Consider the following 18069-nt stretch of genomic DNA (forward strand, 5'->3'; position numbering starts at 1 on the left):
GTTGCCAAGAGAGAGGACAGCAAGATGAGTAAACAGACCCTGATCGTGATCGGCAACGGTATGGTTGGCCATCACTTCCTGGAACAGTTCAGCCAGTCCCCGGCGGCCGAGACCTACCGGGTGATCGTGTTCGGTGAAGAGAAGCAGCTGGCCTACGACCGGGTGCATCTGTCGGAGTACTTCACCGGTTCCACTCACGCGGACCTCGCCATGGGTACAGCAGACTGGTACGCGGACCAGGGCATTGATCTTCGCCTGAATGAGCCGGTCACCGCCATCGACCGGAACAGCCGCGTGCTGACGACACCAAAAGGGGAGTACACCTACGATCAACTGGTGCTGGCCACCGGCTCCTACCCGTTCGTACCGCCCATTAAGGGCAACGATCAGGATGGCTGCTTTGTGTACCGAACCCTGGACGATCTGGATGCCATTCAGGCCAGTGCCCAGTCAGCGAAAACCGGTGTCGTGGTGGGCGGCGGTCTGCTGGGGCTGGAAGCGGCAAACGCCCTGAAAAGCCTGGGCCTGCAGGCCCATGTGGTGGAATTTGCCCCGCGCCTGATGCCTGTGCAACTGGACGAGCAGGGTGGCGCACTTTTGCGCCAGAAGATCGAGGATCTGGGCGTTCAGGTGCACACCGAGAAGGCCACCATGGCCATTGTTCCGGGCAGCGACGCGCGGCTGAGGATGAACTTCGCCGACGACAGCCATCTGGAAACCGATCTGATTGTGTTTTCCGCTGGCATCCGTCCCCAGGATACCCTGGCCCGGGCCTGCGGCCTGGAGGTGGGCGAACGCGGCGGGATTGTGGTCAACAATCAATGCACCACCTCAGACCCGAACATTCACGCTATCGGTGAATGCGCACTCTGGAACAATCGCATCTTCGGACTGGTGGCTCCGGGTTACACCATGGCGCGCACCCTGTCGGCCGCTTTGAACAAAGACACCGGTGCGGCCTTTACCGGTGCCGATATGAGCACCAAGCTCAAGCTGCTGGGGGTGGATGTGGGCTCCATCGGCGATGCCCACGGCCAGACCCCGGGTGCACGCAATATCCGTTTTCACGATGAGCAGGCCGGCCACTACCGGCGCATGGTGGTGAGCCAGGACGGTAAGACTCTGCTGGGCGCCATTCTGGTAGGCGACAACGGCCCTTACGATACCCTGCTGCAGTACGCCCTCAATGGCATTGAGCTGCCAGCCAACCCGGAGGCGCTGATTCTGCCGGAAAGCGAAGGTGGCGCGCCTGCCCTGGGGGCCGACGCCCTGCCGGACACAGCCTCCATCTGTTCCTGCCACAACGTCACCAAGGGCGATATCTGCGGTGCCATTGACGCCGGTTGCTCCGACCTGGGCGGCGTCAAGACTGAAACAAGGGCCAGTACCGGCTGCGGTGGCTGTGCGGCTTTACTGAAGAAGGTGGTGGACAGCGAGCTGGAAAAGCGCGGCGTGGAGGTGTGTACCGACCTTTGTGAACATTTCCCCTACACCCGACAGGAACTGTTTCATCTGGTGAAGGTGAACGGTATCCGCACCTTCCGGGGCCTGCTCAAACAATACGGCAAGGGCCAGGGCTGTGACATCTGCAAACCAACGGTGGGCTCCATTCTGGCCACTTGCTGGAACGAGCACATTCTGGCCACCGACCACGTACCCCTGCAGGACACCAACGACACCTTCATGGCCAACATGCAAAAGAACGGCACTTACTCGATTGTGCCGCGCATTCCCGGCGGTGAAATTACTCCGGACAAGCTGATTGTGCTGGGCGAGGTGGCCAGGGAGTACAACCTGTACACCAAGATCACCGGCGGCCAGCGTGTGGATCTGTTCGGCGCCACCCTGAGCGAGCTGCCGGAGATCTGGGAGAAGCTGATCGCCGCCGGTTTTGAGACCGGGCACGCCTATGGCAAGTCGCTGCGTACGGTGAAGTCCTGCGTCGGCAGCACCTGGTGCCGCTACGGCGTGCAGGACAGCGTGGGCATGGCGATTACCCTGGAGAACCGCTACAAGGGCCTGCGAGCGCCGCACAAGGTGAAGATGGCGGTGTCCGGCTGCACCCGTGAATGCGCGGAGGCCCAGAGCAAGGATTTCGGGGTAATTGCCACGGAGAAGGGCTGGAACCTGTATGTGTGTGGCAACGGCGGGATGCGGCCACGGCATGCGGATCTGTTTGCCACCGATCTGTCGGATGAGGAGCTGATCCGCACCATCGACCGGGTGGTGATGTTTTATGTGCGCACGGCGGACCGGCTGCAGCGGACGTCGGTCTGGATGGAAAATCTGGAAGGTGGCCTGGAGTATCTGAAGCAGGTGGTGCTGGAGGACAGCCTCGGCATTGGCGAGGAGCTGGAGCAGCATATGGCGGATCTGGTGGAGACCTATCAGTGCGAGTGGAAGTCCGCCGTTGAGGATCCGGAGAAGCGTAAGCGGTTCCGGGAGTTTGTGAATGCGCCGGAGCAGAAGGATCCGGTGCAGCAGTGGACTTCAGAGCGGGGGCAGCGTCGGCCTGTTTTGGAGGTGGCTTCTTCGTAGCCTTCTGGTTTGGGGGCGGAGCGCGGGAGCCGGATTCATTTTCTTCTGGAAAAAATAACTCGCTTTGCTCAGACATCTTTTTTCCTGCCAGAAAATGAATCCGGCTCCCACGCTCACAAACATCTGTGGGATAGGAAACTTAACGACCTTGGAATTTGGAGACTTTGCTATGAAAGCTCGGACTTGTTGGGAAGCAGTGTGCACCGTGGACGATCTGGTAGCTGATTCCGGTATTGCGGTTTGGACCGACGACGGGCCGGTGGCGGTGTTTTATCTGCCACACCGCCTGCCGGCATTGTTTGCCATCAGCCATACCGATCCGTTCAGTGGCTCGAACGTGCTGGCCCGAGGCATTACCGGGGATATCAACGGTGAGCCGGTGGTGGCGTCGCCGTTGTACAAGCAGCATTTCAGCCTGCGCAGCGGGCAATGTCTGGAAGACGAGAGCGTGCAGGTGAAGGTCTATCCGGTGTTGCTGGACGGCAACCGGATCCGGCTGGAAGTGCCGGTGGCTCAGGCGGCATCGATGGCCGCCTGAGGTTCGCCTGTCAGCTGATAAACTCGACGTTCTCCGACAGCGGTGCCCTTGGGCTGGTGAGCTGGTTCACCGGGCTGTCGGGGTTGGCGTAGCCGATGGCCATGCCGGCGAAGACTTTGCGGTGTTCAGGCAAGCCCAGGAATTCGCTGATGGTTTTCGGGTACACCGACCAGGATTCCTGGGCGCAGCTGTCGAGGCCCTGTTCTCGGAGTAAGAGCATGATGGTTTGCAGGATCATGCCCAGATCGGACCACTGGGGCGGGCCCATGTTGTCGTCGACGGTACAGAACAGGCCAACTGGTGCGCCGAAAAATTCGAAGTTGCGTTTGAACCATTCGAAGCGGGCAGCTTTGTCTTCCCTGGGGATGTCGAGCCGGCGGTACATGAGTTCGCCGATTTCGAAGCGGCGGTCGCGGTAGGGTGACTGAAGTTTCGGTGGGTAGATTTCGTATTCCGGCACTTCGTTGAAGCCTTTGCTGACCTTCTCCTGCATCAGGGCTTTGAGTCGGGCCAGAGCATCGCCGGTGACGACGTGCAGATGCCAGGGTTGCAGGTTGCCTCCGGATGGCGACCGGGTCGCCGTTTCGATTACCGTTCGAAGCGTGGCTTCAGGCACCGGGGTATCCAGAAAGTCCCGCACCGAGCGGCGTGACACAACAGCCTGCTGAACATCCATAGGCAAGACTCCACATCATCCAGAACATTGGGTTGGGAACACAATCCTGCATCCAGTATGCGCACAACAGCCGCGCTTGACCACCTCCCGGGCGCCGTATAGTCTGCGGCGAACCCCATAGGGAGAGCCTCAGGTTATGGAAGATCACAGTCAGTTTCGCCTGCTATCCGAGCGACGGTTCCTGCCATTCTTTGTCACCCAGTTTGCCGGTGCCTTCAACGACAACCTGTTCAAGAATGCCTTGTTGCTGCTGGTGACCTACAGCGCCGGGGGCCTGTTTGGCCTGTCGTCGGATGTGGTGGTCAATCTCGCCGCGATGCTGTTTATCCTGCCGTTTTTCCTGTTCTCCGCCATCGCCGGCCAGGTGGCGGACCGGTACGAGAAATCCACGGTTATCCGCTGGATCAAATTCGCCGAGGTGGTGATCATGGGCATTGCCGCGGTCGGTCTCTGGTTTGGCTGGTACGAGGTGTTGTTCCTTCTGCTGTTTCTCACCGGCGTACAATCCGCGTTTTTCGGGCCGGTGAAGTACGCGATCCTGCCCCAGGCCCTGAAAGAATCCGAGCTGGTGGGTGGTAACGCGCTGGTAGAGATGGGCACGTTTGTGGCTATCCTGGTGGGTACCCTGATGGCCGGCGTGATGATGAAAGCTGCGGCTTCCGGCCCCGTGATTGCCATCGCCGTTGCGGTGCTGGCGGTGATTGGACTGGTGGCCGCCTGGCGGATTCCCAGGGCCGAGGCGGCAGCGCCGGATCTGCGTATTCGTTTCCGGCCGCTGCAGGAAACCTGGAAACTGATGGCCATTGCCCGGGACAATCACAATGTATTCCTGAGCATCATGGCGATATCCTGGTTCTGGTTTCTGGGTGCCGCCTATCTGACCCAGTTTCCGAACTTCGCCAAGACTCACCTGATGGGTGACGAAACGGTCGTCACCTTACTGCTGGCGATTTTCACCATCGGCATCGCCGCCGGCTCCATTGCCTGCGAGCGGCTGTCCGGCCACAAGATTGAACTGGGGATCGTACCCATCGGCTCCATTGGCCTGAGTTTCTTCGGCATCGATCTTTTCTTCAATATGCCAGAGCAGCCGATTCCCTCAGACTGGTGGCTGATCATAACCGATCCCCATTATCGCCAGGTGGCCATTGACCTGTTGGCCATTGGTATCTTTGGCGGCCTGTTTATCGTGCCGCTGTATGCTTATGTCCAGCAGGAAACACCACCGGCCACCCGGGCCCGCGTGATCGCCGCCCTGAATATTTTCAACGCCCTGTTTATGGTGGTCAGCGCGCTGCTGGGCATGCTCATGCTCGGCCTGTTCGGACTCACCATTCCCGAGTTCTTCCTGGTGCTGTCGATCATGAACCTGATGGTGGCGGCCTACGTGTACCAGCAGGTACCGGACTTTGCCCTGCGCTTTGTCATCTGGGTCCTGTCCCACACGATTTATCGGGTCACGCACCACAACCTGGACCGGATACCCGAGCAGGGCCCCGTGCTGCTGGTGTGCAACCACGTCTCCTACATGGATGCCCTGGTGATCGCCGGCGCGGTGCGGCGACCCGTCCGATTCGTGATGGATCACAACATTTTCGCGACACCGGTCATGGGCGGTTTCTTCCGCCTGGCCAAGGCTATCCCCATTGGTCCGAAATCAAAGGTGCCGGAGATTTACGAAGCCGCTTTCGACCGCATTGATGAAGAACTCGCAGCCGGCCATGTGGTCTGTATTTTCCCGGAAGGCAAACTCACCAAAGACGGCGAGGTCGATACCTTCAAGCCCGGTGTCGACATGATTCTGGCCCGGCGACCGGTACCGGTGGTGCCAATGGCACTGCGCGGCCTCTGGGGCAGCTTTTTCAGCCATTGTGGCGGGCCGGCCTTCAGCCATTGGCCACGGCGGTTCTGGTCCCGGATTCATCTGCTGGCTGGTCTCCCGGTCTCGCCCCACGAGGCCAGTGCCGAGCGTCTGGAACAAAAGGTCAAAGCGCTGCGTGGAGATGCACAATAGTCTTTTCGCCGGGCTTTTTGGTGGTGCTGTTACCAAAGCCAATTTTTACCCGCTCGGAGTGGGGTAGTATCGGGGCATAAACCAAGAACAAGGATTGCCCCGTGACGCCCCTGAATCCCACTGACCAGCTCTTTCTCTGGCTGGAAAAACGCCAGCAGCCCATGCATGTGGGCGGCCTCCAGCTGTTTTCCTTCCCCGAAGGCGCGCCGGACGACTATGTCGCGCAGCTGGCAGATCAGCTTCGGCAGAAGACGGAGGTGACCGCCCCCTTTAACCAGCGCCTGAGCTATCGCCTGGGCCAGCCGGTATGGGTGGAGGATGAGCACCTGGACCTTGAGCATCATTTCCGCTTCGAGGCGCTGCCCACACCCGGGCGTATTCGGGAGCTGCTGTCGTTCGTATCGGCGGAGCATTCGCACCTGATGGACCGGGAGCGCCCCATGTGGGAGGTGCACCTGATCGAGGGCCTGAAAGACCGGCAGTTTGCGCTCTACACCAAGGTTCACCATTCCCTGGTGGACGGTGTCTCGGCCATGCGCATGGCCACCCGGATGCTGAGTGAAAACCCGGACGAACACGGCATGCCGCCAATCTGGGATCTGCCTTGCCTGTCACGGGATAGGGGTGAGTCGGACGGACACTCCCTCTGGCGCAGTGTCACCCATTTGCTGGGGCTTTCGGGCCGCCAGCTCGGCACCATTCCCACTGTGGCAAAGGAGCTACTGAAAACCATCAATCAGGCCCGGAAGGATCCGGCCTACGACTCCATTTTCCATGCCCCGCGCTGCATGCTGAACCAGAAAATCACCGGTTCCCGTCGTTTCGCCGCCCAGTCCTGGTGCCTGAAACGGATTCGCGCCGTGTGCGAGGCCTATGGCACCACGGTCAACGATGTCGTAACTGCCATGTGCGCAGCGGCTCTGCGTACCTATCTGATGAATCAGGATGCCTTGCCGGAGAAACCACTGGTGGCCTTTGTGCCGGTGTCACTACGCCGGGACGACAGCTCCGGGGGCAACCAGGTAGGCGTCATCCTGGCGAGCCTTCACACCGATGTGCAAGAGGCCGGCGAACGACTGTTAAAAATCCACCATGGCATGGAAGAGGCCAAGCAGCGCTACCGGCATATGAGCCCGGAGGAAATCGTCAACTACACGGCCCTGACCCTGGCGCCGGCCGCCTTCCACCTGCTGACCGGGCTGGCGCCCAAGTGGCAGACCTTCAATGTGGTGATTTCCAATGTCCCCGGGCCATCCAGGCCCCTGTACTGGAACGGGGCGAAACTGGAAGGCATGTATCCGGTGTCTATCGATATGGACAGACTGGCCCTGAACATGACACTGACCAGCTATAACGACCAGGTGGAGTTCGGCCTGATTGGCTGTCGCCGGACCCTGCCCAGCCTGCAACGGATGCTGGACTACCTGGAACAGGGTCTGGCAGAGCTGGAGCGCAACGCCGGTCTGTAATCAGGCCAGCTGATCGGCCCGGTTACGCTCGGAAATCTGGCTGTTCAGGGTCCAGAAATCGTACAGCACACCGATGAAAAACAGGCCGCCGGTGAGCAGGTACAGGATGCCGGTGAGCCATTTGCCCATGTACATCCGGTGCACCCCGAAAACCCCCAGGAAGGTCAGCAGTATCCAGCCGATGTTGTAGCTGATCTGGCCATCCTGGAACCGGTAATCAGCTTCCTTGTCCATAGCCGGAATCAGGAACAAATCAATAATCCAGCCGATAAACAGCAGCCCCAGAGTAAAGAACCAGATGGTGCCGGTCACCGGCTTGCCGTAATAGAAACGGTGCGAACCCAGGAATCCGAATATCCAGAGCAGGTAGCCGATCAGCTTGCTGTGGGTGTCGGGTCTTTCGATCATTGCGGCGTTCTTCCTGTTCACAGTTGGATTTGGTGTGTCACCACAGACGCAAAACGGACGCCTGATCAGATCAATATGGGGGCGAACGCTAGAATCACAAACGGCACTCAGGGCCCCAGATCCGGTGCCGGGTCCGGCCCGTCCTCGCGAAACTCACTGGCGGATTTACCCGTCCACTTGCGGAAAGCACGGCTGAAATTGGACAGATCGGCATAGCCCAGTTCATAGGCAATCTCGCTGACTGACTGATTGGTGTAGCGCAGCAACTGGATGGCCCGATCTTTCAGCACGGCCTCGACAATCTCCCGATAACTGGTGTCCCGGTCCGCCAACCGCCGCTTCAGGGTGCGGGAAGACACGCAGAAGCGCTCGGCCATGGCCTCCAGGGAGGGCAAGGGGCCTGGGGTCATCCGCAGCATATTGCGAATCGCCAGCACGATGTCGCCCTGCTCCTTGAGCGCCTTCTGCAACTCGAATTCACACTGGTCCCGAGCCATCCGGGAGGCTTCAGCATCCGCCAGACGCATGCGCACGTCCAGCAGCTTGCGGGGGAAAATCAGCATTTCCTCGGGCTGGCCAAACTCGAAACGGACCGGCAACTGGGCGGCAAACCGCCGGTAATAGGCTGGCTCAGGGCCCCGCAGGTGTACCGACACGCCCGGTAATTTACCCTCTTCCAGGGCAAAACCCCGGGCCTCGGCATCGCTCCGGTCGAGTAGTTGTTCAGTGAGCAGAATCAACGTGGCGCTGACCGTCTCGGCCAGAAACTCGGAGATAGGCGGCAACGCAAACTCCGCGCACAGCTGAACCAGCACCTTGTCACCGGCTATGGACTGTTTCATGCTCAGAAAGGGCGCCCGCAGCTGAAGATAACGACGGACAGAGTCCAACGCACCCTCAAAGGTCGGGCTGGTGAGCGCGGCGAAGCCCAGGGTGCCATGGATGGTCAGCCGCAACTCTCTCGCCAGTATAAAGCTCAGGCCATCTTTGCCCGCCACCTCGAGCGCGCGCTGCGCCATCAGAGTGGCGTCAGTGACGAAAACCCGACTGTCGTTGGCTTTCAGGTCCTCATGTGTGAAATCCAGGCCCTGATAAAGCTGGCGGTCGTTGTAACCCAGTTGACGAACGGTTTCAGCCAGTACCCGCAGGTACACCCCGGGCACCAGGAACAACCCCAACATTTGCCGCTCGTTGTCTGCACCGGTACCTGCCATAGTGTGTCCCTGATTGATATTTATCGTGTTTCTGACTCTATCAGAACCGGATTGCCGCCACAGTGGGGCCCGCTGCCCCGACTCCGCTGTCGCCCGGGCCAATCCCCTGTCCCATTGTGGACGATGCCCGTCCCCTTCGCGCATTCAGTATCCGGATTGACTCCGCCACACTGGCTTCATGACATCAGCCAAAGCGTTCCGTCGCAAAGGAGTAGAACCATGCTGACCACCACACAAACGAACAAGCCGGGCAAGGCCTCCCATACCCCGGACAATGTCTCCATCAAACCCCAGCGCATGGGTTTCGAGTTTGGCGAACAGGTCCCCAGATACTGGGTGGATAACAACTATCTGATCAGTCATACCATGAACGCCCTGTCTGTATTGTTTCCCGAGGGTGAGCAGTTTTTTGTGGACTCGGTCCGGGCGTTTCGAGACCAGATCCAGGACAAGAAGCTGAAAGAGGAAGTGCGCGGTTTCATCGGCCAGGAAGCCATGCACTCGCTCGAGCACATCGCCATGAACCAGCATGTCCGCGACCAGGGCATGCCGGTAGAAGAGATGGAGCGGGATCTGAAAGTGATTCTGGACGTAGCACGGAAGCTGCCCAAACGCCACCAGCTGGCCATTACCTGCGCCCTGGAGCACATCACAGCCATGATGGCCGACATGCTGCTGGAGCGTGACGATATACGCGAAGACATGCACGAATCCATGCGCCCGCTGTGGGTGTGGCACGCCATTGAGGAAACCGAGCATAAGGCCGTTGCTTATGACGTTTTCCTCCAGGCTGGCGGTACCTACACCGAGCGGGCGTTTTACCAGGTCTTCAGTACCGTAGCCCTGGGTATTGTCGGCACCTGGTATACCGGCCGCATGGCCCTGAAGGACCGCAGCCATTTCTCCGTTAAGGACGCCGCCAAAGGTATGTGGCGCATGTGGGGCAAAAACGGCGCCTTCTCCAGTCTGATCCCGACCTGGCTGGAGTACTTCAAGCCCGGCTTCCATCCCTGGGACAAGGACAACAGTGAGCTGATCGGTCGTTTCAAGGAACAGATCCAGGACTACATCGCGCCCCAGTACAAGAACGGCAATCGGCGCACGCTGCAGTAATCGTGCACCCGCTCTATGACATCAGGCCGAGTTCCCGGGCGCGAGCAACCGCTTGCATCCGGTTCTCGGCCTGAAGCTTGCCGTAAATATTGCTCAAATGTGACTTTACCGTCGCCACTGAGATGCCGAGCTGTTTGCTGATGGCCTTGTTACTGAGTCCCTCTGCCAGCAGATCCAACACCCCCTGTTCCCGATCACTTAACGGTTCATCAGGACCAGCGACTTCCGGGGTGCGGGCGCAGGTTTCGGCTTCCGGCTCCATCCGGGCCTGCCGGAGAGCCAGTATCCGGCTGGCTTCCACTTCCGACCAGCCGCGGGTAATACAGGCGTCGAGCAGGCTGTCCAGCCGGGGATCCGCATCCACAAAGGGGCGCACCAGACCACGGGGCACCCAGAGCGCCAACAGTGCATCGAGCTTTTTCACCGCTCCCTCAGGATCCTGATCCCCGAAGGCCTGAACCATCAGACTGACCAGATCAAGACGACACACCAGCTGAAGCAACCCCGCCTCTTCCGCCTCAGTTCGCAGGGCTGCCAGTTCCCGGGCCACCGGCGACGCCGCCAGCAACTGACCGATCAGTTTCAACAAGGTTTCGTTCAGGGTACAAAAGCGATTACCTACAACCGGTTCCGGATCGCTCTGGGCCCATAGAATCAAAGGGAAGGCGTTACCCTCCGTCAATCGCGCCAACGCCTCCAGTGCCTCCGGGCGCGGAATGTTATGGTGCCAGCGCAACTGGCCCATAACCTGGTGCAACTGCTCAATCCGGCTGAGTTCCTGCTGCCAGAGTTCGGAGTCTCGCAAAACCATGCCCAGGCGAAACCGCTCAAACGCCAGGTAAAGCTGATCCAGCGGCGTCAGATGCTGGTCGGCAATCAGACCGGCCTCGCCCAGCCGTTTTGCGGCGTATGCAAGATCATGATGCTCCAGCGCCAACAAGCCCTCCAGATAGGCCAGAAGGCAAACCTGCTCCTTACTCACGGGCCCGTTGACAAGCTTCAACCGGGTCTGTTCATAGCAGCGGCGGGCATCGCCAATGCGACCGCCCTGCACCAGAACCGGAACCAGCATGACCAGACAGCGCAGGGCACAAGGGTTATCGCCACTCTTCAGGGCCCCTGCCAGCGCATCGGTCAACAAGGTGCGCGCCGGCCCCAATCGTGCCTCCATAAAGGCTTCAGTACCGAGGGTATACAGCCCCCAGTGTTGCAGGCCGGCTGGAGCGCTGGCCAACCGGGCCTGTATCTGAGTCAGGGACTGCTCGGCCTCTGCACGGTGGCCGGCAAACCGTGCCGAGGGCCAGCCCAACAACATGGAGACAAACTGCAGAGCCTCGGTGTCCGGTGATGGGTCTGTCGACTGCAGAAGCCGGTCGGCCGCGGCCAGATGCTCAAGCACTGCTCCGTACTGACCATCCATGAAGGCAAACAGCGCCTGCAGCAGAAGCAGCGCGGGAGAACACATCCGAACACTGTCCGGGAAGCGCGAAGGCAGTGACCGGTAGCCGCTCAGGTCCTCCGCCTGCAACAGCAACGGTACCAGGGCTTCCGCCTGGTCATAGCAGCCTTCGGCCAGAAAAAGCTCAAGGGCCTCCACAATCAGGCCCCGCTGGCGGAATGCCTCGGCCGCCCTGATTCGTATGGAGCTTTCCCCTTCAGGCTCCCGATCCTGCGCCTGAAGCCAGTCGATCAGCAGATCATGCAGGCGATACCAGTAGTGACCCTCTCCGTAACTCTGGAACAGCAGATTGCGTTCGCGCATGACTGCGATCCAGTCCGCTGCATCGCTACCATTCCGGGCTTCATCAGCAACCTCATGTGAGAAAAGAGGGAGCAGGCTCATATCCTGGAGAAATTGCTGTAGCCCGGGCTCAAGGCCAGCGAACACTTCCTCCAGCAGATAGTCACTCAGGGCTCTCTGACCAGGCCCGGGTACATGGCTTAACGGGTTTTCCGACAACGCCGAGAGCTGCAACGCCGCTGGCCAGCCGCCGGTGCGCTGATGCAACTGCAACATCTGTTCTTCGGAGAGATCAGCCCGGCGGGCCTGGACGAATTTTCGCGTCAACGCCAGATCAAAACGGAGCACCTCCGGCCCCAGCCGAACCATCTGTTGCCGAGCCAGTAACTGCGCGGTGCGAATAGGGGGATCCAGCCTCGAGATACAGACAATGCGCAAAAAACTCGGAGCAAAGTCGATAAAGCGCCGGATCTGCTCCAGTAGTACTTGCTGGTCAAGCAGGTGAAAATCATCCAGCACCAGAACCAGGCGGCTGGGTGCCTGCCAGGTTCGGGAATAATCCGCCAGGCGGTTGATCAGCATGGTCACCGGGTCAACAGCGGCACCCGGTTCCAGCGCGGCTAACAAGGTGCTCTCGCGAATGGCAAATCGTGGGTTCACCCGCGCCAGGGCGCTGGCCACGGCATTCCAGAACAGGGCCGGCGCGTTATCCCTATGGTCCAGCGTCAACCAGGCATGCACCGGTTTTTCCTGTTCCAGCCACTGACTGACCAATGTGGTTTTGCCGAAACCGGCCGGTGCCGACACCAGTACAAACGGCACCTGTTCAATACAATCAAGGGCCTGCAACCGTGAGGGCTCAAGCAACAAGCCGGAAGGCAGCCCGGGACGGGTTAATTTGGTTTCGGCAACCATGGAGCTCACTACCGTTGGCAAATGAGCTTCAGCATAGTCAGTGCCGGTGTTATCAACCAGCCCCGGCACTCCAAACTGGGAGGCCTGTTCAGAAATCCGGGTCATGGCAGTGCGAGCAGACCCGTGCCCTTCATCAGCGTGGCAACCAGTCGGGTACTGCCCAGTTCCCGGGCACAGACAAACCAGGGAGTTTCCCGGCCACGGTAGCGTGATTTGTGGTACGCCAGAGGTTGGAAGGCGTAAAGGCGATTCCCATAGCGATACAGGATATTCTGAAGGCGGCGCAGGCCCGGCCGGTCACCCGGGCAGTGGCGGACGCCGTGCAGGGGCGCAATGCCCAGCGACAGCTCAGGCACGCCTTCCTCACGAAACTGACTGGCCGCCTGCAGAATAATGTGGTCGAGTACGCCGAGCCGGTTCATTTCCGGCGACGCCCGCAGAATATTGGCGCAATAGCCCGCCAGTTCATGGTGACGGTACCAAGGATCAAAGAACACGTATCCGGCCAGCTCGCCCTCCACATAGGCGTAGAACTTGCGCACTCCCCATTCATCTGCAAACACCGGTGGCCGCGTGAGCAAACCCAATTCCCGTTCCTTGACCGCCTTGCCCAGGCGCCAGCGCTCCGAGATACCCGCCACCTTGTGCCAGTTCACCTCATCTCCACATTGCTCCCGCACCTCGATTCGACACCGCCTGTCCAGATTGCGGGCATGGCGCAGCTGCTTCATCGCCTTGCCACGAAGCGAGAACCTCGTCAGATCAACCGAGAACTCCGTACCCATCACCGTGGCATCGTAACCAAGCTCGCCCAACGGCCCCAGGAGCGACTGATCGACGCCGACATACAGTGAGGGGCCGGGCACACTCTGCTCGAACGCCTGCAGTAGCCGGCCCATACTCTGAGCTCCCGCCAGGGGTCTTGTGGGCACCACGTTTACCCGCTGCCCCAACACCTTTACCGGAACATACGGTACCAGCCCGAGACCGGGGCTGAGAAAGTGCCGGCAATCCGGCTGCAAGGCAAAATAGCTGCTGGACTGGCTCCCGTGCAGACGGATCAGGTGCTCGGCGGTGCGTTCATGGCAACGCCCGGGATCCGGCACACTCGAGTTGATATTCCGGTCATCGGCAGCCGGGGCCACCGCCGCAGACAGATGAGAGGCAGGCATGGGTCATTCCCTTTGTTGTTCTGATACCGCTTTCCTGTGTTCAGAACAAAATGCTAAAGGCCGTGCCTCGGCCGGCCATCGGTCAAAGGGTTGAGTGCCTGGCGCCCCACCGGAACTGGGTCACAATTCCGAGCCCTGCATCACCACAACGCCCCGTCGCCACAAACGCCATTCACCCGGCTTGTAAATATCCCAGGTTTCGTCGCTGGTGAGGGGTTCGGTCACGATGACGCTGACAATGTCGTTGGGTGTGGTTTCCGATTCAAAATCCACGGTAACGTCGGCATCCTTGAGGCGGGCGGGGCCGAACGGCGCCCGCCGGGTAATACTGGCCATCTTGGTGGTGCAAAATGTAAACAGCCAGTCGCCGTTGCTTAGCAGCAGGTTGAATACCCCCTGGCGGGCGTAGTTCCGGGACAGCTGAACCAGCCGTTCCACCACCTGCTCGGTGGCAGTGTCTCGATCGCAATGACTGCGCAGGTGGTTCAGGATATCGCAGAACAGGGCTTCGCTGTCGGTGCTGCCAACGGCCTCGTAGAAGCCGGGCGCCGCGGAAAACTCCGAAAGCTGACCATTATGGGCGAAGACCCAGTAGCGGCCCCAGAGCTCGCGGATAAACGGGTGGGTGTTGGCTAGGCAGATATCACCCACATTGGCCTGACGAATGTGGCAGATGGCCACTTCACTCTTGATGGGGTGGGTTTGCACCACTTCGGCAATGCGCGAGGAGGCACTGGCGTCGGCATCGTGAAAACAGCGTACCCCTTTACCTTCGTAGAAAGCGACGCCCCAGCCATCCTTGTGTGGGCCAGTGTCACCGCCACGACGGGTCAGACCGGTAAAGCTGAAACAGAGATCGGTCGGGGTGTTGGCGCTCATGGCCAGCAGTTCACACATGGTTGGCGGTATCCTCGGCCTTGCTTCCGGGTGTATTCGCTAGGATACCCGAATCAACCGAGACCTCCAGCCATCGAACCGACGGATTTCGGAGGCTGTCCGGCACCGGCGGGCGCCACACGGTTCCGGCCTGCCCGCTTGCCGCTGTAGAGACAGCGATCTGCCACACAGAACAGCGTTTCCGCCTCCCTGCCATGCTCCGGCCACTGGGCAATACCAAAGGAGGCGGTCACGCGGATACCCGCTTCGCCGTATTTCAGCTCCCGCCGGGCAATGCGCTCCCGCAACTCGTCCATCAGTTCAAAGGCATCCCCAGGCTTTGCATCCCTCAGAATCAGGCCAAATTCCTCGCCGCCCAGCCGGCCAACAAAGTCGGTCGTGCGCAGACGCTCGGTCAGGCACTGCCCGATGCTCCTCAATACGTAGTCACCGGCATCGTGGCCGAGGGTATCGTTGACCAGTTTGAAGTGGTCGATGTCCATAATCACCAGAGCAAAATCGGTTCCGCTGCGTTCACACTCGGCAATGGTACGGGCCAGTGTTGACTGGAAGTTGGAGCGATTGGCCAGCCCGGTCAGGGCATCGGTCTGGGCCATGTCGACCAGCCGTTGCTCGGCCTCTTCCCGGCGCACCTCGTACATGTGCATGAATACCTGCATCAGGGCACCACACAAAACCATGTTGAGCAGATCGATCATCCGGTGCGCGGAACCCACGTCACCGAGGAAAAAGTAGTAAACCACCCCGCCCACCAACATAAAGGGCACGCTCAAAATCATGCCCTCGTGTTTGCCGAGCAGCAGGTAGGCCAGAACCGGCATCATCAACACCCAGACAAAAGCCGCAATGGAGGCCTCCGGCAACAGCATGATGACGATGAAAAACGAAAACAGGGACACCAGATAGGCGTAGATCCACTGTTGTAGGTGAGCCGTGGTTTTCAGGCAAAACACACCGTAGAACAGCAGCCCACTGGCAAAGAGCTCGACCAGCGCCACCCATGGGTAACCGTTGAACAATTGCAGACAGGAGAAAACCACCAGCGCAGAGCCGGTCACCAGGAACAACAGCCTGGTAAGCGAGCGGCGGTGGTTATCCCGGAGTCCTGAGCGGCTTTGTTCCAATGCCGTACCCAGATCCGGATGTTTTGACGTATTCATGCTGACTCTTCCCTGGATCAACCAGAGAGTATAGTCGGTCTCCGCTGGCTGTAAAACAACCAGCCAACGGAGTTCCGGTTCCCGAGAGCCCTCAGATATACAGGTTCTTGCGGGAAAACCGTTCCACCAACGGTTGATAGGCCGAGCCCAGCAGCCGGTTGATGGCGTCAATGCCCCAGGCATCCGGCCCCACCAGAATACGGGATTCGTTTTTGAGGATGCCTTTGATGATGATTTCGGCGGCCTTGTCCGGCGTGGTCATGGCCAGCTTGTCGAAGCCCTTGCGCTGGGCCTCGGCGTTTTCGGATTTGCCCATGCGCGCGGCATTGGCAATGTTGGTGCGTATGCCACCGGGGTGCACACAGCTAACCTGAACCGGCTGATTCTCCAGTTTCATCTCCTGGCGCAGGGATTCGGTAAACCCGCGCACCGCAAACTTGGCAGCATTATAGGCGCTTTGCTTGGGCACGCCGATCAGGCCAAACACGCTGGAAACGTTCACCACGTGGCCATCACCGGACTCGATCAGGTGCGGCAGAAACGCCCGGGTGCCGTGGGCGACGCCCCAGAAATCAATGTCCATCACCCATTTGAAATCGTCGTCCGTCATTTCCCGCACAGTGGCAGACAGTGCTACTCCGGCGTTGTTGATAATCAGGTTAACCTGGCCAAAATCCTTGCGGACCTCCTCAGCGTGGGCGTAGATGGCGTCCCGGTCGGAGACATCCAGGCGGTAGGTTTTCACCTCGGCACCGTCCAGGCCGGCAGCGGTTTCCGCCAGCCCCGCTTCGTTAACATCGGAAAGAGCCAGCCGACAGCCCCGGGCCGCAAGGGATTTGGCCAGGGATCGGCCGATACCAGAGCCAGCACCGGTGACGACAGCCACCTTGTTGTTCAGATCTTTCATGGCGGGAACCTCTTGTTGTGGTCTTTCAGTAAAGCAGCGCTTTCGTTATTCGCCACTTTAGTGAGCCACCAGAGGCAAACCTATGGCACTGGACTCCAGACGAGCCCGGCACCAGAGCCAGTCCACAGATCAACCCAGCAGGTTGTCCAGAGGCTGGTCATACCCGGGTGCAAACACCTCGAGAAAGTACTGCACTTCCGGCAGGCCGTCCGCTTCCAGGCGCTCCCTGATTTGCTGCTCCGCGGGGCCGAACTCCGGGTTTCCGGCACGCAGTTCTGCGCGGCATTTCAGCCAGGCCGAGAGCCGGTCCGCCGCCTTGATCAGTTCCTTTTCTTCCGGCCCCAGGCGGGATTCCCGCACATAGGGCGAAAAATCCTCCCGCAGGTCTTCAGGCAACAGCGCCAGCAATTCAGCTTCGGCCTTGTGCTCGATATCGCCGAATGCCTCCCGCATCACCCGGGAATGGTATTTCACCGGGGTGGGCATATCCCCCGTGATCACTTCGGTGGCATCGTGATAGAGGGCCGCTGCAGCAACACGGTCTGCATTCACCGTTCCGGCAAAATGCCGGTTGCGAATAAGCGCCAGGGCGTGGGCAACGGTAGCCACCTCCCAGGAATGGGTGGCCACGTTTTCATCAATGGCGTTACGCATCAGGCCCCAGCGTTTGATCCAGCGCAGGCGCGATACATAGGCAAAGAAATGGCTGGGTTTTCGGCCCGGGGTGTCGGTCATAGCTGCAGAACTCCGTGCATTCCGGGTTAACGAACGTCCAGGGTAAACCGGACCATCACGTTTCCCTGTTCATCTACCTGTGCATCACGGGCCGGATCCAGCAGGAATAGCTGGCTGTCCGACACCTCGTGCGTCGCTGTCAGCACCTGACGAACCGTTACCCCTCGCTCCGAGGCCAGGCGCCCGAGCGCTTCCGGCGGCAGGCTGCGTTCGCCCTCGCGCCAGGCCTGCTGGGCCTGTTCCCAGGCTTCGCCGGTTACGGTCTCGCCACGGGCCTGCATCTGCGCCTTCAGCAACGCCAGGGCATCGGCCTCGGGTGCGACAGCACCACGGATGTTGAGCAGAAGCCCCGGCCGCTCCCTTAACGCCTGGGCCAGTGCGGTCAGTTTCTCGGCCTCGTTGTCTGCCAGTTGCACACTACCGGGGACAAAACTGACCTGGCCCAGCTCCTCGCTACTGAAGCCCGCCATCTCCGCCAGCGAGCCCAGCATACTGAATGGTGAGGCGGCCGCTTTCACCAACAGATTCACGAACGCCCGCATGACAATCTGCCTGAATCCGTGACTTCAACG

At 59.9% G+C, this 18069-nt stretch carries 15 protein-coding genes; 5 read left to right on the forward strand and 10 right to left on the reverse strand.

Features of this window, described 5'->3' with window-relative positions; translation table 11 throughout:
• The first annotated feature begins 24 nt into the window (after positions 1-24).
• Together nirB and nirD are read left to right on the forward strand one after the other, a co-directional pair.
• Positions 25-2538, forward strand: a complete 2514-nt coding sequence (gene nirB, locus Q669_RS18600; RefSeq protein WP_011783751.1) for a nitrite reductase large subunit NirB — start codon at positions 25-27, stop codon at positions 2536-2538.
• A 169-nt stretch (positions 2539-2707) separates the two neighbouring features.
• Positions 2708-3076, forward strand: a complete 369-nt coding sequence (gene nirD / locus Q669_RS18605) for a nitrite reductase small subunit NirD (protein ID WP_022993440.1) — start codon at positions 2708-2710, stop codon at positions 3074-3076.
• Between the two features lie 10 nt (positions 3077-3086).
• Here the strand turns inward: nirD and Q669_RS18610 are convergent, their stop codons facing one another.
• Positions 3087-3752 carry a nitroreductase gene (locus tag Q669_RS18610; RefSeq protein ID WP_022993441.1) on the reverse strand — a complete coding sequence of 222 codons (666 nt, stop codon included), beginning with the start codon at positions 3750-3752 and terminating at the stop codon, positions 3087-3089.
• Between the two features lie 136 nt (positions 3753-3888).
• On the opposite strand from Q669_RS18610, the gene Q669_RS18615 reads away from it, so the two are divergent.
• Positions 3889-5766, forward strand: a complete 1878-nt coding sequence (locus Q669_RS18615) for an MFS transporter (protein WP_011783748.1) — start codon at positions 3889-3891, stop codon at positions 5764-5766.
• Positions 5767-5867: 101 nt separating this feature from the next.
• Positions 5868-7235 (forward strand): WS/DGAT/MGAT family O-acyltransferase, encoded by a 1368-nt coding sequence (locus tag Q669_RS18620; protein ID WP_022993442.1) that lies wholly within the window; start codon positions 5868-5870, stop codon positions 7233-7235.
• Here Q669_RS18620 and Q669_RS18625 read toward each other — a convergent pair whose 3' ends face one another.
• Together Q669_RS18625 and Q669_RS18630 are read right to left on the reverse strand one after the other, a co-directional pair.
• Positions 7236-7643, reverse strand: a complete 408-nt coding sequence (locus Q669_RS18625) for an NINE protein (RefSeq protein WP_022993443.1) — start codon at positions 7641-7643, stop codon at positions 7236-7238.
• A gap of 107 nt (positions 7644-7750) precedes the next feature.
• On the reverse strand, positions 7751-8857 hold the full coding sequence (locus tag Q669_RS18630) for a helix-turn-helix transcriptional regulator (protein WP_011783745.1): 1107 nt from the start codon (positions 8855-8857) through the stop codon (positions 7751-7753).
• Positions 8858-9076: 219 nt separating this feature from the next.
• Here Q669_RS18630 and Q669_RS18635 point away from each other — a divergent pair, with 219 nt between their 5' ends.
• The gene (locus Q669_RS18635) at positions 9077-9970 is read left to right on the forward strand and encodes a metal-dependent hydrolase (protein ID WP_022993444.1); all 894 of its coding nucleotides are present in this window, start codon (positions 9077-9079) and stop codon (positions 9968-9970) included.
• A gap of 13 nt (positions 9971-9983) precedes the next feature.
• Here the strand turns inward: Q669_RS18635 and Q669_RS18640 are convergent, their stop codons facing one another.
• The 7 genes from Q669_RS18640 to Q669_RS18670 form a co-directional block, all read right to left on the reverse strand.
• Positions 9984-12731, reverse strand: coding sequence for a LuxR C-terminal-related transcriptional regulator (locus Q669_RS18640; protein ID WP_022993445.1), 2748 nt, complete (start codon positions 12729-12731; stop codon positions 9984-9986).
• A complete protein-coding gene (locus tag Q669_RS18645) occupies positions 12728-13798 on the reverse strand; it encodes a DUF2156 domain-containing protein (RefSeq protein WP_022993446.1) in 1071 nt (356 codons plus the stop codon). The genes Q669_RS18640 and Q669_RS18645 overlap by 4 nt, the downstream gene beginning before the upstream one ends.
• Positions 13799-13918: 120 nt before the next feature.
• A complete protein-coding gene (locus tag Q669_RS18650; RefSeq protein WP_011783740.1) occupies positions 13919-14695 on the reverse strand; it encodes a class II glutamine amidotransferase in 777 nt (258 codons plus the stop codon).
• Positions 14696-14748: 53 nt separating this feature from the next.
• Entirely contained in the window at positions 14749-15855 is a 1107-nt protein-coding gene (locus tag Q669_RS18655) for a GGDEF domain-containing protein (protein ID WP_022993447.1), read from the reverse strand.
• Positions 15856-15946: 91 nt separating this feature from the next.
• On the reverse strand, positions 15947-16762 hold the full coding sequence (locus Q669_RS18660) for an SDR family NAD(P)-dependent oxidoreductase (protein ID WP_022993448.1): 816 nt from the start codon (positions 16760-16762) through the stop codon (positions 15947-15949).
• Between the two features lie 129 nt (positions 16763-16891).
• Positions 16892-17497 (reverse strand): 5'-deoxynucleotidase, encoded by a 606-nt coding sequence (gene yfbR / locus Q669_RS18665; RefSeq protein ID WP_022993449.1) that lies wholly within the window; start codon positions 17495-17497, stop codon positions 16892-16894.
• Positions 17498-17523: 26 nt separating this feature from the next.
• Complete coding sequence (locus Q669_RS18670; protein ID WP_022993450.1) at positions 17524-18039, reverse strand: hypothetical protein; 516 nt, start codon at positions 18037-18039, stop codon at positions 17524-17526.
• Positions 18040-18069: the final 30 nt, after the last annotated feature.

This window comes from Marinobacter sp. C1S70, assembly GCF_000475355.1.
Classification (GTDB): Bacteria; Pseudomonadota; Gammaproteobacteria; order Pseudomonadales; family Oleiphilaceae; genus Marinobacter; species Marinobacter nauticus.